General features: G+C 43.1%; 20 protein-coding genes. 4 read left to right on the forward strand and 16 right to left on the reverse strand.

The window, feature by feature from the left end:
- Positions 1 to 195: 195 nt before the first annotated feature.
- The 10 genes from IGJ17_RS16775 to IGJ17_RS16820 all read right to left on the reverse strand — a co-directional run bounded on the left by IGJ17_RS16775 (position 196) and on the right by IGJ17_RS16820 (position 7433).
- The gene (locus tag IGJ17_RS16775) at positions 196 to 888 is read right to left on the reverse strand and encodes a DUF1129 domain-containing protein (protein WP_005226251.1); all 693 of its coding nucleotides are present in this window, start codon (positions 886 to 888) and stop codon (positions 196 to 198) included.
- A gap of 71 nt (positions 889 to 959) precedes the next feature.
- Positions 960 to 2060 carry a redox-regulated ATPase YchF gene (gene ychF / locus IGJ17_RS16780; protein WP_005226252.1) on the reverse strand — a complete coding sequence of 367 codons (1101 nt, stop codon included), beginning with the start codon at positions 2058 to 2060 and terminating at the stop codon, positions 960 to 962.
- Between the two features lie 8 nt (positions 2061 to 2068).
- Entirely contained in the window at positions 2069 to 2257 is a 189-nt protein-coding gene (locus IGJ17_RS16785) for a DUF951 domain-containing protein (protein WP_005226253.1), read from the reverse strand.
- Between the two features lie 10 nt (positions 2258 to 2267).
- Positions 2268 to 3158, reverse strand: coding sequence for a ParB/RepB/Spo0J family partition protein (locus IGJ17_RS16790; RefSeq protein WP_005226254.1), 891 nt, complete (start codon positions 3156 to 3158; stop codon positions 2268 to 2270).
- Complete coding sequence (locus IGJ17_RS16795) at positions 3148 to 3912, reverse strand: ParA family protein (protein WP_005226255.1); 765 nt, start codon at positions 3910 to 3912, stop codon at positions 3148 to 3150. Before IGJ17_RS16795 ends, IGJ17_RS16790 begins: the two co-directional genes overlap by 11 nt.
- Before the next feature lie 11 nt (positions 3913 to 3923).
- Positions 3924 to 4640 (reverse strand): 16S rRNA (guanine(527)-N(7))-methyltransferase RsmG, encoded by a 717-nt coding sequence (gene rsmG / locus IGJ17_RS16800; RefSeq protein ID WP_005226256.1) that lies wholly within the window; start codon positions 4638 to 4640, stop codon positions 3924 to 3926.
- Positions 4641 to 4937: 297 nt separating this feature from the next.
- Positions 4938 to 5708: an Asp23/Gls24 family envelope stress response protein gene (locus tag IGJ17_RS16805; protein ID WP_429961620.1), complete on the reverse strand. Its 771-nt coding sequence runs from the start codon at positions 5706 to 5708 to the stop codon at positions 4938 to 4940.
- Between the two features lie 24 nt (positions 5709 to 5732).
- Positions 5733 to 5924, reverse strand: a complete 192-nt coding sequence (locus IGJ17_RS16810; protein WP_005226258.1) for a DUF2273 domain-containing protein — start codon at positions 5922 to 5924, stop codon at positions 5733 to 5735.
- A gap of 7 nt (positions 5925 to 5931) precedes the next feature.
- Positions 5932 to 6501, reverse strand: a complete 570-nt coding sequence (gene amaP / locus IGJ17_RS16815) for an alkaline shock response membrane anchor protein AmaP (RefSeq protein ID WP_005232936.1) — start codon at positions 6499 to 6501, stop codon at positions 5932 to 5934.
- A 38-nt stretch (positions 6502 to 6539) separates the two neighbouring features.
- Positions 6540 to 7433, reverse strand: a complete 894-nt coding sequence (locus IGJ17_RS16820; RefSeq protein WP_429961621.1) for an SDR family oxidoreductase — start codon at positions 7431 to 7433, stop codon at positions 6540 to 6542.
- A 256-nt stretch (positions 7434 to 7689) separates the two neighbouring features.
- Between IGJ17_RS16820 and IGJ17_RS16825 the strand changes: the two genes are divergently transcribed.
- From IGJ17_RS16825 to IGJ17_RS16835, 3 genes are all read left to right on the forward strand, one after another.
- On the forward strand, positions 7690 to 8142 hold the full coding sequence (locus IGJ17_RS16825) for a DUF2188 domain-containing protein (RefSeq protein ID WP_086332827.1): 453 nt from the start codon (positions 7690 to 7692) through the stop codon (positions 8140 to 8142).
- Positions 8143 to 8492: 350 nt separating this feature from the next.
- On the forward strand, positions 8493 to 8960 hold the full coding sequence (locus IGJ17_RS16830; protein WP_005232933.1) for a DUF5626 family protein: 468 nt from the start codon (positions 8493 to 8495) through the stop codon (positions 8958 to 8960).
- Positions 8961 to 8976: 16 nt separating this feature from the next.
- On the forward strand, positions 8977 to 9495 hold the full coding sequence (locus IGJ17_RS16835; protein ID WP_142437344.1) for a helix-turn-helix domain-containing protein: 519 nt from the start codon (positions 8977 to 8979) through the stop codon (positions 9493 to 9495).
- A 105-nt stretch (positions 9496 to 9600) separates the two neighbouring features.
- Here IGJ17_RS16835 and mnmG read toward each other — a convergent pair whose 3' ends face one another.
- A complete protein-coding gene (mnmG, locus tag IGJ17_RS16840; RefSeq protein WP_008376950.1) occupies positions 9601 to 11493 on the reverse strand; it encodes a tRNA uridine-5-carboxymethylaminomethyl(34) synthesis enzyme MnmG in 1893 nt (630 codons plus the stop codon).
- A gap of 33 nt (positions 11494 to 11526) precedes the next feature.
- Positions 11527 to 12924: a tRNA uridine-5-carboxymethylaminomethyl(34) synthesis GTPase MnmE gene (gene mnmE, locus IGJ17_RS16845; RefSeq protein ID WP_008376948.1), complete on the reverse strand. Its 1398-nt coding sequence runs from the start codon at positions 12922 to 12924 to the stop codon at positions 11527 to 11529.
- 238 nt (positions 12925 to 13162) lie between these two features.
- On the opposite strand from mnmE, the gene IGJ17_RS16850 reads away from it, so the two are divergent.
- On the forward strand, positions 13163 to 13492 hold the full coding sequence (locus tag IGJ17_RS16850; RefSeq protein ID WP_005226284.1) for a heavy metal-binding domain-containing protein: 330 nt from the start codon (positions 13163 to 13165) through the stop codon (positions 13490 to 13492).
- A gap of 202 nt (positions 13493 to 13694) precedes the next feature.
- Here IGJ17_RS16850 and jag read toward each other — a convergent pair whose 3' ends face one another.
- From jag to rpmH, 4 genes are all read right to left on the reverse strand, one after another.
- Positions 13695 to 14453 carry an RNA-binding cell elongation regulator Jag/EloR gene (gene jag / locus IGJ17_RS16855; RefSeq protein ID WP_008376943.1) on the reverse strand — a complete coding sequence of 253 codons (759 nt, stop codon included), beginning with the start codon at positions 14451 to 14453 and terminating at the stop codon, positions 13695 to 13697.
- A gap of 17 nt (positions 14454 to 14470) precedes the next feature.
- Complete coding sequence (locus IGJ17_RS16860) at positions 14471 to 15295, reverse strand: YidC/Oxa1 family membrane protein insertase (RefSeq protein WP_008376942.1); 825 nt, start codon at positions 15293 to 15295, stop codon at positions 14471 to 14473.
- A gap of 18 nt (positions 15296 to 15313) precedes the next feature.
- The gene (rnpA, locus tag IGJ17_RS16865) at positions 15314 to 15649 is read right to left on the reverse strand and encodes a ribonuclease P protein component (protein ID WP_142437343.1); all 336 of its coding nucleotides are present in this window, start codon (positions 15647 to 15649) and stop codon (positions 15314 to 15316) included.
- A 147-nt stretch (positions 15650 to 15796) separates the two neighbouring features.
- Positions 15797 to 15931, reverse strand: a complete 135-nt coding sequence (gene rpmH / locus IGJ17_RS16870; RefSeq protein ID WP_002356012.1) for a 50S ribosomal protein L34 — start codon at positions 15929 to 15931, stop codon at positions 15797 to 15799.
- Positions 15932 to 16442 lie beyond the last annotated feature (511 nt).

Here is a 16442-nt window from a genome sequence, read left to right on the forward strand (position 1 = left end):
ACCACTCCTTAAAGTTTTTAGGTATTTTAAAAAAAATAGCAAAGATTTTTTCATAAGTCAACCATTCGGAAAGCTTTCTTAATAATCCTCTTCAAACCTTTGGTCAAATCTCATAATTCGCCATTTTTTCTAAAAAAACACGCTGATCGTGCGGTCTTTTTTAACAAAAGAAGGCGCACGATCAACGTGTAGCCATCAGCCTCTAGGAACAGACAGACTGCTGATGATATTGTATTTGCGTTTCAAGTAGTACTTCGCTGCTAATGCCACTGCCCCGATCAAGGCTTCGATCACAGGATCCACTTGTGGATTCAATGGTGGTTGGATCATCGCAGAAAGCGAGATCACAACGATCCATAGCATGAAGGCGGCAACTAAAATCAAAATGATCTTCCACATCTTCGGCCGTTTGCTCTTATCGGCACCTGGGCGTTCATATTGATACATGTATTTGTACATCAAGTAGAAGACCCAACCAGCAAGCATCGCCATCAAGAAGAGGGTCAATAAGCCATAAGGTTGTGCTTGACCTCTAGTAAAGATTCCCATAACCCCTAGCATCAAGCCAAAGATCCCTAAAATCAGCAAGGTGTTATCCAACCACATCAAGAAGGGGCCGGATTCTTTTTGCTCAACGGGTTTGTTGATGATGGCTTCGGTGCGTTCAGACACTGTACCAAATAATTGGCGGGCTGTTTTGCCGCCTTTTTGTTCTTTGACTAAGACAGGCAGCATCTCATGCAAGGCAATCGTTTTTTCTTCTTCAGAAAGGTTGGCTGCCTCTAGCGATTTTTTTAAATCAAATATATATTGTTGGTTTCGTTTTGTTAATTGTTGTTCTAATTCACGATTTTCGGAAACATAATTTCGCAGAGTTTCTGGTTCCATGAATTGATTCTCCCTTCTGCGTTTTCTTCACAATGGACATTTTACCACAAATTCACTGGGAAGAAAGCCCTTTATACGTTAAAACGGAACAACATCACGTCGCCATCTTGCACGACATAATCTTTTCCTTCCAAACGTACCCGACCGGCTTCTTTGGCCGCTTGCATCGTGCCGTATTGGTTCAGATCTTCAAAGGAAACAGTTTCCGCACGAATAAAGCCGCGCTCAAAGTCCGTATGGATGATCCCCGCTGCTTGCGGTGCTTTGATGCCTTTACGGAACGTCCACGCACGCACTTCTTGTTCACCAGCGGTAAAGTACGTTGCTAGACCCAGCAAATCATAGGCAGCACGAATCAATTGATCCAACCCTGATTCTTCAATTCCTAATGCTTCTAAAAACTCTGCTTTGTCTTCTTCTTCCAGCTCAGCGATCTCTTCTTCGGCACGAGCACTGATGACGATCACTTCCGCATTTTCGCTCGCTGCAAATTCCTTCACTTTGTTGACATAGTCATTGGTTTCATAGTCTGCCACGTCTTCTTCTGCTACGTTGGCAACGTATAAAACTGGTTTGGTCGTTAGTAAAAACAAACTTTTGACGATGCGCTGTTCTTCATCTGTAAATTCGATCGAACGAGCTGAGATCCCTTCTTCTAGGACCGGTTTGATTTTATCAAGAACGGCCAATTCCGCAACCGCATCTTTGTCTTTGGTTTTAGCAATTTTTGCGACCCGAGTATAGCGCTTGTTGACGGATTCTAAATCTGCTAAAACCAACTCCAAGTTGATGGTGTCGATATCAGCTAATGGGTCCACGCGGCCTTCCACGTGGGTGATGTTGTCGTCGTCGAAACAACGAACGACATGACAGATCGCATCCACTTGGCGGATATGGCTCAAAAATTGGTTACCTAATCCTTCCCCTTTGCTGGCACCGCGGACGATTCCAGCAATATCCGTAAATTCAAAGGTGGTTGGGACTGTCTTTTTCGGACGGACTAATTCTGTTAAACGCTGTAAGCGCCAATCTGGCACTTCCACCATTCCTACATTCGGATCGATCGTCGCAAACGGATAGTTTGCGGCTTCTGCTCCTGCTTTGGTTATTGCATTAAATAAAGTAGATTTGCCCACATTTGGCAATCCAACGATTCCGGCAGTTAACGCCATGCTTCACTTCACTCTTTCTCTTTTTTTTCTAGGATTTTCTTCATCTTTTTATCAAATTCTCGGCGCGTCATCATGACGATGTGGCCGCAATTCGTACACTTTATTTTGATGTCTGCCCCCATGCGGATGATTTCCCAACGATTGGCTTTGCAGGCATGCGGTTTTTTCATTTCGACAATATCCCCAAGATCATACATCTTTATCACCTCAAGCTTCATCAAATTGAATGTTCAATAAATCTAAAATACGGGTTAAATCTTTTTGTGACAGGTATTCGATCTCGATTTTTCCTTTGCCTTCTTTTTCGCGGATCTCGACATTCGTGCCGAATTTATCCATCAACCGTTCTTCGCTTTCTCGTAAATAGTACGGTTTTTCCCGAATCAGACGCGGCACTTTTTTCTTTTCGTTTTTCGTGTCGTTCATCTCAGCGACCATTTGTTCTAATTGGCGGACTGTCAGATTTTCTTTGACACAACGATTGGCTAATTTTAAGATCTGTTCTTTGTTTTTCAAGCCTAATAATGTCCGGGCTTGCCCCATAGACAAACGGTCATCTTGAACCATTTCTTTGACGAGTTTCGGCAAGGACAGTAACCGCAAATAATTGGCGATATACGGGCGGCTTTTCCCTAAACGTTCAGCGACTTGTGCTTGGGTCAATTTCAAGTTCTTCATCAGCATGTCATAGGCTTCTGCTTCTTCTAAAGGATTTAAATCTTCCCGCTGCAAGTTTTCTAAAACGGCGACTTGCATCATCGCTTCTTCATCAAAATTGCGGATGATGGCTGGGATCGTTTCCTTGCCAGCTAATTTGGACGCTCGAAACCGGCGTTCACCAGCAATGATCTCATAGCCTTTGACGGATGATTGCCGCACGATGATCGGTTGAAAGACCCCCGAATGCTGGATCGAATTGGCCAGTTCTTGTAATGAAAGCTCATCAAAGGTTTTTCGCGGTTGATAAGGGTTGGGTCTTAATTCGTTTAAAGGCAGTTCAACGACTTTTTCTGTCTTGATATCGACTTCTTCTAACCCTTGCAGGTCTTGAAACAACGCATCGATCCCACGCCCTAATCCTTTCCCTTTATTCTTCACGGGCTAACACTTCCTTTGCTAACGTCTGATAGACTTCGGCTCCTTTTGAGCGTGGATCATAATCAATGATCGACAATCCATGACTAGGTGCTTCAGACAACCGGATATTCCGCGGAATAATGGTTTCGTATACTTTTTCTTGGAAATAGCGGCGGACTTCTTCCACGACTTCCGCGCCTAAGTTCGTGCGGGCATCATACATCGTCAGTAAGACCCCTTCGATCTCTAACTCAGGGTTAAAATGTTTTTGTACTAAACGCACGGTATTCAATAGTTGGCTCAGCCCTTCCAATGCATAGTACTCACACTGGACTGGGATCAAAATCGAATCACTGGCGGTAAAGGCATTGATCGTCAAATGACCTAAAGATGGCGGGCAATCGATAAAGATATAATCGTATTGTTCTTTGATTTCATTCAAAGCCGATTTCAATCGAGATTCCCGTGCCATCATGGAGGTCAATTCAATTTCCGCACCAGCTAATTGGATCGTCGCTGGAACGATATCCAAGTTTTCTCGGCTGCTAGGTAAAATCGCTTCAACGATCGGTGTTTCATTGACTAATACATCATAGATGTCTTGTTCCACATCTGGTTTGCGAATGCCGACACCGCTTGTGGCGTTGCCTTGGGCATCAATATCTACGAGTAACACTTTTTTGCCGACAAATGCTAAGGACGCACCTAGGTTCACCGTTGTGGTGGTTTTGCCTACGCCGCCTTTTTGGTTTGCAACAGAAATAATACGGGCCATTGATTTTCCTCCTATTTAATTGGTTGTTTCGCTGGCATTCCCGGTTTGCGGGGGTATTTCTTTGGCGTTTCTTTTTTCTTTTGAATGATCAAAAGATGGCGTTCATCGCCGCTGACCGGTAAGGTAAAGCTTTTTTCTTCAATAAATTTGCCGCCTAAGAGTGAGATCGCTGGTTTGGCTTCAACCAGTTCTTCCTCGCTTTTGGCAGCTTTGAGCGCATAAAAATAGCCTGCTTTTTTCACCAATGGCACACAGAGTTCCGTTAACACATTCAAACGGGCAACCGCTCGAGCGGTCACATAATCGAATTGCCCACGAAATTGCGGGTTTTGACCAAATGTTTCTGCACGGTCATGGTACAAGTGGACATTTTCCAATTGTAGATCCGTCACAAGAGTTTGTAAAAAGGTGATGCGCTTATTTAAAGAGTCGACGATCGTCACTTCTAATTCAGGAAACACGATTTTTAGTGGAATACTTGGAAAGCCAGCACCTGAACCGACATCGCACAAATGACTTTGCGGGTCAAAGGCGGTTTCAAAAGCTAAGGAAACAGAATCGTAGAAATGCTTTAAATACACTTCTGATTTTTCCGTGATTGCGGTTAGATTCATCTTCTGATTCCATTCGACTAAACGCTCGAAATAGACAGCGAATTTTTCCATTTGTTCTTCGGTTAAAACGATCCCGTTTTTGCGTAATTCTTCATGAAATTCTTCAGGTAGCATAACGAATCCTTTCTATTTTGTGAAACAGAAAAATGTTTCACAGACTAGTTCCTACTTTAACGCAAAAAGCAGTGTGATGCAATAGCCAGAGATTGCTTTCTAGGAGAATTTACCATTTTTTAACTGGGGCTTTAAGGTTGGTTTAAGGCATAGAAATTATACTCATTTCAATCCAAAAAACTTTTTTCATTTTTCCTTGACCAGCAAGGCTGCCAACCCTCCTGGTCAGCTTTTTTCTCAAAGAAACAAGCATTGATCACAGGATCAATGCTTGTTTTTGTTTCATATGAAACTTTTTTATTTCACGCGAGGTTCGTTGTATTCTTCGATACGATCAGACGCGCGGGAAGCCGCATGTTTGGCTTTGTTGGTTTGACGTGAAGCAAAGTCGCCGGTTTTAGAAGCCGCTGACGTTACTTTGTCTTGAACCGTTTCTTGTTCCTCTTCGTATTCAGCGATCGTTTTTACATCTACAACGTTGATGTTGACTTCGATCACTTCTAATTGGGTCATTGTCGTTACTTCTTTTTGAATGACTTCTTTGACTTGTTCAGCGATTTCTGGGATGTTGCGGTCGTATTCAACCACGATATCTAAATCAACGGCTACTTGTTTTTTCCCAACTTCAGTATTGATACCGGCAGTCACATTATCTGTACTAACTAATTTTTCAGCAATATTAGAGAAGAAACCACCATCGACCGTCAACAGGCCATCTACATTTTCTAATGCAATTCCGATAATTTTTTGGATCACTTTGTCATCATAGGTCAATGAACCATGAACGGGTGCTTCCCCGGTTGGTCCCTCAAAATCGTTGTGGCCAGGTTTTGGCGGTGCTGGATGATGTCCGGCTGGATCTGGATTTCCTGGTGCTGGATGATCCCCTGGTTTTGGTCCATTTTGTTGTCCTGCTACTGCTTTTTCAGCATTTGGTACCACTGGATCAGGTGATTCAGTCATTGGAATCGCATTTTCATTGGCTTGATGATTGCTGTTGGGAACCACTGGATCTGGATGTGCACTGACATTTTTTTCATTGTTTAATTCGTTTTTATCGTTATTCATTAAAAATTCCTCCTATAAAATACGTTATTGTTGGTTAAAAAATTCGTCGATGATACCGGTACGTTGGAGATACAATCCTAGCGCAAAACCCAAACCTGTTAGGAGTAGAATCAGCAATGTTTTGAAAAAACCGATCGTTACAAACAACACAGCCAGAACAAGGCCGATTGCTCCAAAAATCAATGGGATTTTGTATTGTTGTAGTTCGTTCATCATAGCCCTCCTATTCTACTCGCGGGTTTTCCGGAGTCTCATTTTGTTCAAAATTCGCGTAATTGACTTCGACTTTGACTTTTTCACTTGAGCCAAGCACTCGTTGGACATCTTGTTGGATTTCCGCCATTAAGTTTTCGGTTTTGCCAACTAAGGCAGACGTCCGTTTCAAGCGGCCTTTGATTTTGATTAAAATTCGATTTTTGGTCGCCTTGACATGAACTTTTGGTCCTTCAACAAATTCTTTTTCATTTACTTTCGTACGTACAAGTCCTTCGATCGCTTTCTTATCGATCGTCAATGCGCCCTTATCCTCTTTCAAAACAAAGGTTGTTTTAGTTTTTGGATAAAACAGCACGACTAAGATCACGATCAAGAATACGGCGATTAAAACAACGGCTACCCAAAACATATATTGACGCATAAACAAGTTGTCAAAGAAATACGTGACGACATTGCCTCTGCTGTCCAAACCAAATGGCAGCTGCATGTAAGGATTACTCATTAAAACGATTGGTAATAAGACAGTGATAAAGATCAACGAAACGATGATTGATACGATTTTCCACCCTTTACTCATAGGACACCTCCTCCTTTTTCTCCGATTTTTTGATAAGCTTACAAGTTGATGGCTTCTCCGCCGGTAACACCATAAATCTGTGCTGTCACATAGCTAGCTTTATTGGAAGCTAAAAAGACATAGACGGGTGCCAGCTCAGCTGGTTGTCCTGCCCGCTCCAGTAATGCTTGCTGACCAAATTCAGGCAGCTTGTCTTGCGGTTGGCCATGATCTAACTGTAATGGTGTCCAGATTGGTCCTGGGGCTACCCCATTGACCCGAATCCCTTTTTCAGCAAATTGTTTCGCCAAGCTGACTGTAAAACTGGCGATCGCCGATTTGGTTGCCGCATAATCCATTAAATGGGCACTTGGACTAAAGGCTTGGACAGAAGTCGTTGTCACGATCGCTCCTCCAGCCGGTAAGTGTGGTTCAGCTGCTTTCACTAATGCAAACATTGAGATAATGTTTACCATAAAGGTGTCTTTCACTTGTTCAATCGGTAATTCTGCAATCGATGGCCGCGTGATTTGCTGTGCTGCGTTCAATACTAATGTATCTAACCCACCTAATGCTACTACCGCTTTGTCAACAATCTCTTGTGGTGCCGCTTCGTCTCGCAGGTCATAGGGTAGCAAAATCACTTTGCGTCCGGCTTCTTTGATGTACCCTGCAACTTCTTCGGCATCTTCTTCTTCTCCTGGGAAAAAGTGCAGGGCAATGTCTGCTCCTTCACGAGCGAAGGCAATCGCTGCTGCTCGTCCGATCCCAGAATCCCCACCGGTAATCAGTACCCGCCGGTTTTCTAACTGCTGACTTCCCTCATAAGAGTCTTCACCACAATCAGGTTTTGGTCGCATTTCTTCTTGTAAAGCAGGCGTATCTTGTTCCTGTTTGCTGTATTTACCCGTGTGATAAAGTTCCCGTGGATCAGTCAAAATAGGTTCACTCATTCTTACGTCCTCCTTTTCTCTATAATAAAATTCTAAACCATTCATTTTTTTTTGGGAAATATAACGCTTTGTTAACAAAAATAAATCCTCGTTTATTAGAAAATGAAAAAAGAAAGTGCCCTCATTTTTGACCAGAAAGCAAATGATTTCACTTTTTTATAGAAGGGGGTAAACTAATAAGTAATATCTGGTGGTGCCTGTAAAAAGGAACCCCTAGGAAAATGACTTTGGATCAAGAAAAAGGAGGAACCAAACAATGCCTTGGAATGTCCGTGATTATCCTGCGTCAATGAAGAATCTAGACCCCTTAGTTCGTAAAAAAGCGATCGATATCGCCAATGCCCTGCTAGCCGATGGCTATTCCGATGATCGGGCGATCCCGATCGCCACGAGTCAAGCAGAAAAATGGTATGACAATGCAGATGAAGAGGAGAAGAAAGCTTTTCAGAAAGAGAAAAATCCGCAAAAAGACGATTCCCATCAAACCAATAAAAATGCGAAAAAATTAATGAATGCGGATGTTGAAGTTGTGTATGAAGAGGACCAATGGCAAGTCCGTTCCAAAGGAGCAAAACGTGCCAGTGATCATTTCGACAATAAAGCAGAGGCCATCGCCCGTGCCAAAGAAATTGCCGAAAACAAAGAATCCGTGGTGAACGTTTATAAAAAAGATGGTGACCATCAAAAGGATATTGATTTAGGAGAATAAAATTGGCCGCAAAAAAGCGGAAGGAGGTCTTACGTTTGTCGTTTTAACGGCGCGAAACGTTACCTTCTCTTTCGCTTTTTTGTTTCCTTTTACAGCTAGGTTTGGTTAAAACTAAAGCAACCGCTTCTTTAACGTTTCTTTTAAAAAGCAACGTTTCATTGTCAGAAACCTAAAAAACGAAGACCTTTTGAATGAACCATTACGTTTAAAATTTCTCGACACCCTAAAAAAAAAGCCTATGAAATGCTGCTCTAGCAACAACTGTAAACCATCCGTTGCCGTTGCAAATTAGCTTGTGCTTTCTTTAACTAGCCAAACCTTGTATACTTAAACTATCAAAAGTACAAGGAGTGGTATTTGTGAAAAAATTATTTTTTGTGCCGTTTATTTTTATTTGTTTCTTCTTTGCTCTCCCAGCTGCCGCCCAAACAGTGGAAGAACCTGAACTCGTTTACGACTTAGCATCAGATAGTCCCTATGAGCAGCTGATCACCGTAGATGAAGAAGGCAACGAGTTGATTTTGACCATTGAAAAATTGCCGTCATTCCGGGCAAATCTGGCAGCAGGAACGTATCGCGTGTCAAAAACATCCACCGGTAATTGGACCGCTAGTTACAATGTCACGGTCAATAGCCGCAATCAATTTACAGGCACTTCGAATTTAAGTTTAGTTGCTCACAGAGGAAGTATCACTTCTAGTTCATTAACTCACACGTCCACTAAAGCCACCTGTACGTTTAAGCAAAAAGCAGGTATAATCACTACCAATGGGAGTGTCGTAACCACGATCTCAAATGGGAAGCTAGTTGTTAAATAGCAGATAGGAGCATACATTGGCTTTAGCAGAACAATTAAAAAGCTGTCGCGAGTCTTCCGGATTGTCGCAAACAGCAGTCGCAGAAAAATTACAGATTTCACGCCAGTCGATTTCAAAATGGGAAAACGGGCGCGGCTATCCAGATATTGAGAATTTGATTTTGTTGAGCGATCTCTATCAAGTCTCGATTGATGAGCTCTTGCGGGAAAACGAAGCGTTAAAAGAGCGGATCGAAACCAATAATCAAGAGATCAACGACAAAAAAGAAAAATTGTCGTTACTCCAAAGAACGATGGCAACGGAAAAAGATGAAAGTCTGCTCTTGCTACTGTTAGCTGGAATCGGCTCATTTCTCTTTCCATTAGGTTTGATTTTAGATGGCTTTGTCTTATGGCGTAACAAAAAGGCCAATAATTTTTATGTATTGATCTATATCGTCTGTGCTTTCTCGATTTTCTTGAATTTGTACGATGGCTATCTCCATCTCAGCAACATCATGAACTGGGGAACCACTACGATTGAAAAAGTTGAATAATTCAATTGCTAACACAAAAAGCCCGCTGCGAGTTACTCTCGTAGCGGGCTTTTGACACTCTATTTACCATTTATAAATTGGTTTTTCAAAGAATATTCACCGTCTTTAGTTAACCTTTGCAATCTTCCCTTGTTCGATATACACCATCAAAATACTAATATCAGCTGGGTTTACTCCGCTGATACGGCTCGCTTGGGCGATGGTTTCGGGTTGGATTTTTTGCAGTTTTTGTTTGGCTTCAGTTGCCAAGCCATTGATAGCGGCATAGTCGATGTTTTCAGGAATGCGTTTGGCTTCCATCCGTTTGAGTTTCTCCACTTTTTCGAGGGCTTTTTTAATATAACCTTCGTATTTGATTTGGATCTCGACTTGTTCAATCTCTTTTGGCTTCAATGCTTCATTGGCTTCAATAAATTGCAGCATTTCCGCATACGTCACTTCAGGCCGGCGCAAGAATTCATTTGCTAAAACGCCATCTTTCAAGGTGGCCGTCCCTTTGGCAGTCAAATATGCTTGTACTTCTGGCGTTGGTTTGATGCGGATTTTAGACAAGCGTTTGATTTCTGCTTCAACAGCTTCTTTTTTCGCTACATATGCTTCGTATTGCGCTTCTGGGACGAGCCCAATTTGATGTCCCACTTCGGTCAAACGCAGATCGGCATTATCATGACGCAGCAATAAGCGGTATTCGGCACGAGAGGTCAATAAACGGTATGGTTCATTGGTTCCTTTGGTCACCAAATCATCGATCATCACACCGATATAACCGTCGCTGCGTTTCATAATGAAAGGTTCTTTGCCTTGAATTTTCAAAGCGGCATTGATGCCGGCAATCAAGCCTTGACCGGCCGCTTCTTCATAGCCGCTGGTTCCGTTGGTTTGTCCTGCCGTAAAGAGGTTTTCGATGACTTTGGTTTCTAATGTTGGACGCAATTGATGAGGTACCACGACATCATATTCAATGGCGTAGCCCGTCCGCATCATTTCCGCTTTTTCTAAACCTGCGATGGAATGCAGCATTTGGACTTGGACGTCTTCTGGCATAGAAGTAGAAAGCCCTTGAACATACACTTCTTCGGTGTTCAATCCTTCTGGCTCCAAGAATAGTTGGTGACGAGATTTGTCTGCAAAACGCACGATTTTGTCTTCGATGGATGGACAATAACGGGCACCTACCCCTTCGACGATCCCTGTAAACATCGGCGCCCGATGTAAATTCTGGTTGATGATTTGGTGCGTCCCTTCGTTCGTATAGGTCAACCAGCAAGGTTCTTGGTTTTGATTGTAGGCTTCATCGGGTGTGCTGTAACTAAAGTGATTCGGTTGTTCATCGCCAGGCTGGATCTCCGTTACCTCATAGTTGATGGTGCTGGATTTGACCCGCGGTGGTGTACCGGTTTTAAAACGAGCGATCTCTAGACCAAGCTCTTTCAAATGATCGGCTAATCCAATCGATGGCTGGGAGTTGTTTGGACCAGAAGAATACTTCAACTCTCCAATGATGATCTCCCCTCGCAACGCTGTTCCTGCAGTGATCACTACAGCTTGGGCTTGGTAACGAGCGCCTGTAGAGGTCACGACGCCACGGCACTCGCCTTCTTCAACGATCAGCTTTTCAACGATCCCTTGGCGCAGTGTTAGATTGGCTTCTTTTTCGATCGTTCGTTTCATTTCAGCCGCATAGGCATGTTTATCGGCTTGCGCCCGCAAAGCCCGCACTGCGGGACCTTTTCCTGTATTGAGCATCCGCATTTGGATGTAGGTTTTATCGATATTTTTGCCCATTTCTCCGCCTAAAGCATCGATTTCGCGCACCACGACGCCTTTTGCTGGTCCGCCGACGGAGGGATTACAAGGCATGAATGCGACCATGTCTAAGTTGATGGTCAGTAAAAGGGTTTTTGCCCCCATTCGGCTGGCTGCTAAGGCAGCTTCTGATCCGGCATGGCCGGCACCAACAACGATCACGTCATAACTTTCTGCTTGATATTCTTGCATGGTGTTCTCCTTTTTACGCCAGTGGCGCATTCTTTATTTTCCTAAACAAAACTGACTAAATAATTGGGTGATCAACTCATCTTGGACACTGTCGCCGACAACTTCTCCTAGATAGTCCCAGCAGCGTGTCATATCGATTTGAACCAAGTCGACAGGCATTCCTGCTTCGATCCCTTGGATGACCTCAGACAACGACTGAACGGCATTTTCTAATAAGGCAATGTGGCGGGTGTTAGAAAGATAGGAAGCATCCTTGTCGGTGGTTTTCCCCCCAAAGAATAGATCGGCAATGGCTTGTTCCAGTTGATCCAAGCCTTCGTTGGTCAATACAGAGACAGGAAAAATCGGTTCATCTGCTGCGTACTGCGCTAATTCAGCGGGCGCTAGTTTTGGCTCAAGGTCGGTCTTATTCAATAAGATGATCCGACGGCTGCCAGCAGTCAGCTCCAGCAATTGTTTGTCTTCCTGGGTCAATCCTTCGCTTTGGTTGAGAACCAGCAAAATCAACTCCGCTTCTGCCAGTGCTTTGCGGCTGCGTTCGACCCCAATTTTCTCAACGACATCTTCCGTTTCGCGAATACCAGCCGTATCGATCAGTTTCAACGGTACCCCGCGAACATTGACATACTCTTCAATGACATCTCGAGTCGTACCAGCAATGTCTGTTACGATAGCTTTTTCTTCCCTTAATAAATGGTTTAATAAGCTGGATTTACCGACATTCGGCCGACCGATGATCGCAGTACTCAGACCTTCGCGCAAAATTTTTCCTTGTTGGGCAGTTGCTAATAAGGCTTGGATCTGCCCTTTGACCATCGTGGCCTTTTCTAACAATAAGCGGGTCGTCAATTCTTCCACATCATCGTATTCAGGGTAATCGATATTCACTTCAACTTGCGCCAACGTCTCTAAGATCTCTTGGCGTAAGGTCCGAATCAAGTGGGAAAGATTGCCATCCAGCTGATTGACAGCGAGATTCATCGCCTTATCGGTCTTAGCACGAATCAGGTCCATCACCGCCTCGGCTTGAGAAAGATCAACCCGTCCATTTAAAAAGGCTCGCTTCGTGAATTCTCCCGGCTCAGCCAAACGTGCACCTTGTCGTAAAACCAGTTGCAAGAGTTGATTGACGACAACGATCCCGCCGTGACAGTTGATCTCAACGACATCTTCTCGGGTAAAGGTCCGCGGCTTTTTCATCACTGAAAGCATCACTTCATCCATCAAACGGTTTTCTTCTGGGTCCACGATATGACCATAATGAATCGTATGACTAGGGACTTGGGCGAGGGTTTTAGTGCCTGCTTGAAAAATCCGATCCGCAATTGCGATTGCTTCTTCCCCGCTTAATCGCACAATACTGATGGCCCCTTCGCCTGGCGGGGTGGAAATTGCGGCAATCGTATCAAATTCTTGCGTAATATTCGCCATGTTGCATGCTCCTCCTATTTTTTCACATAAAAAAAGTGCCCACTCCACCCGTCAAATTGATTGAAAATCAATAAAAACGAGTAGACTTAGCACTTTGACTGCTTGTCAATTAAATTCTGGAAATAGATTAGCACATTTTTGCGCGAGTCGCAAGCTTCCTTCAAAAACTTTTAAATTTTGCATCTGTCCGCAAAAACCTTTAAAATAAAAGCAAAGAATAAGAAAAGAGGGATCTATTATGGAAACCATCAAATCATCAAACAGTGCTGCCCGCATTAAAGAAATCATTTTATCGACAGGAAACGTGAATCGGCCTTATGTCGTGCGGGATATCGTCTTTGCGGCAGACAAAATCGAAGTAGATCTATTTGATACATCTGTGAATTTGAACGATCTTTTGGCAGATGTGACCTATCGCTTAAAAGAAACAGCTCACAGCTACGGTGCGAATGCAGTGATCAACTGTCATTTCGAACACGACCGCATCGTCGAAGGCGACAAAACCTACCTTGAGATCTTTGCCTATGGTACGGTGGTTCAATTTACTCAATCAACCATTGGCGGCTAATTGCCCCTTTGAACAACGAAATACAAAAAAGAGTCCGCGGCATACGGACTCTTTTTTGATACCAAAGGCTGACCTACGTAACGTATGTTGACTTTGATAAGAATGATTTCTAGTCAAGGATACTTGGTTTTAAATTTGTTGTCAATCGCTTTTTCCCATCAAAAAAGGGAAAGGCTTGTCAGACCGCCTTTCCCTTTTTTCATTAAATTCGTTTGTCCGCAGGTTCCACTACTAAGTAGCGATACGGTTCATCCCCTTCAGAATGAGTTTGAACATACGCATCTTTACTCAATACGGAATGGATCTGCTTTCTTTCAAACGCCGGCATCGGCTCTAAAAAGACCGGGCGGCCTGTTCGTTTGACTTTTTCAGCAGTACGGCTAGCCAAACGTTCTAAGATCGCTTGACGTTTTTCACGGTAATCTCCGACATTCACTACAATCGATAATTTGTTTTTCGCGATGCGGTGAATATACACTTGCGCCAAATATTGCAGTGCATTCAAGGTTTTGCCGTGCTTCCCAATCAAAATGCCTTGTTTTTGCGTTTCTAATTGAAAGATGATCACGCCGTCTTGACGAGCGGTTTTTACTAAGGCAGGTGCATTCAATGCTTTTGAAATATTTGTCAGATAGAGTCCCAACTGAGCCAGTGCTTCCTCATCTGAAAGATCCGTCAGCAAAACAGGTTCGCTCGCGGCCGCCTCCATCACACTGCTTGCATCCTCTGTCGTCACAGGATCTGGTTCTACCAGCGGTTTTGCTGGTACTTCTTCAACGGGTGCCGGTTCTTCAACGATTCTTTTTTCAATGGAGACCCGTGCTTGTTTTTTTCCTAGCCCCAAGAAGCCTTTTTTTCCTTCATCCAGGACTTCGATTACTGCTTGATCTTTGGTGATACCAAGGACTTGCAATCCCTCTTGAATTGCTTCAGCTACTGTCAGATTTTCATAAATCGGCATTGCAGTGCAACCTCCTCTTATTTTTTCCGTTTCTTTTTAGGACTCATTGCTTTTTTCAGGGCTCGTTCACGCTCGCGTTCTTTGCGGGCGGCTTCTTCTCTTTCTTGGCGAATCTTGAATGGGTTATTTAAGATCATTGTTTGCAAGACTTGGAATGCATTAGAAACAACCCAGTACAAGGAAAGACCGCTGGCAATGTTGATCCCCATCAGTAAGATCATCATCGGCATAGCGAAATTCATGATTTTCAAACTCGCATTTGATTCCACTTGGCTCATACTTGATAAGTAGGTACTTGCAAAAGTAAAGAGCGCCGCTAAAATCGGCAAGATGAAGTATGGGTCACGATCACCCAGCTGCAGCCATAAGAATTTTCCTTCTTGCAGAGCAGGAACCCGTGAGATCGATTGCCACAAGGCCATCAAAATCGGCATTTGTACCAATAATGGTAGACAGCCGGCATAGGGATTGACATTGTTTTCCGCATACAAACGTTGTGTTTCTTCTTTTAACTTGCTTTGTGTTTCTGTATCTTTTGACGCATATTGCTGCTGCAGCGCTTTTAGCTTCGGTTGTAATTCTTGCGTTTTGCGCATGCTTTTGGTTTGAAAGTGCATCAACGGCATCAAAATGACCCGGATGATCAATGTAAAGAGGATGATCCCGATCCCGGCATTGCCGAAGGAGAGGGCTTTGATCGCCTCTGCAAAATAATAAACGATGTAACGATCCCATAGACCGGTACTTTGTGCATTTACTTCACCTGTTGCACCGCAGGCAGATAAGACAACTACTAATGAGAGAACTCCCAAAAATAGTAAGACGCGTTTCCCTTTTTTCACGTAACTAATTCCTTTCCATTAATGAATAATTTTGGCAAGCTTTAAGACATGCTCTAAATTCGAGTAGATTTCCTTTGAGGAACAAATGGCGATACTTGGACGGGCGATCACAATAAAATCGATCGCTGGTTCGATTCGCGGCTTCATTTCCGTTAAGCTCGCACGAATCTTACGTTTGACCTCATTTCGCTTCACTGCATTACCGACTTTTTTTCCTACAGATAAACCAACTCGAAAATGTGATTGCTCTTTAGGTAAGACATACACCACGAACTTCCGATTTGCAAAAGAATTTCCTGCCTGAAAAACTTTTTGAAAATCTTGCTCTGTTTTTACTCGATAGGATTTTCTCATCTTCGGTTCCTTCACTTCTTTCAATTAAGCTTCGCGAAACGGATTGAATCCGTAACCACTCACCTGTCAATAATACCATATTTGCCAAAAGTCAGACACTATATTCCGCAAAAACGGCATAAAAAAAAACCACTGGCATTCAGTGGCTTACGCAGAAATAACCTTTCTGCCTTTACGACGACGGCTAGCTAAAACACGACGTCCATTTTTTGTACTCATACGTTTACGGAATCCGTGAACTTTTTGACGTTTACGTTTATTTGGTTGATACGTTCTTTTCATTTATTTCCACCTCCATCAGGATAATGCTTATGCGCACAGACATACTTTGATAGTATAACGAGTCAAGTACTAGTTTGTCAATAAGAAGTTTGCTCAAAATCGACCATTCTTTATCCACAATTCCCTTGATTTGTGTGGGTTTGCTGTTTACAGCTAATTTTTGTGGATAACTTTTTCCCCAGAGTTATTTTGACTTTTTCCACAAACAAACAGCCTGTAGAAAAGTTTTCCACAATCGCTTTTCCAGCTGTTGATAACTGCCCTAAAACCTAGTGTTATCAAGGCAGGATCTTCACATCGATCTGTGGATAAAGTTGATTATTTTTCAGTTATGCACATTCTTTTTCTGCCTGTGGATAGTCGGATTTCGAACATGTGCATTTCCATTTTTCTTTTATCCCGTTTTGTGGAAAAGTATTTTTTTCTAACCTTTTTTATCGTAATCTGTGGAAAACTTTTTCAATCCGTGCTATTTTAGTTATATCTATTCTTAGTTATAGGAGGACAATTT

It is taken from the genome of Enterococcus sp. DIV1096b (assembly GCF_050498765.1).
GTDB lineage: Bacteria > Bacillota > Bacilli > Lactobacillales > Enterococcaceae > Enterococcus_D > Enterococcus_D entomosocium.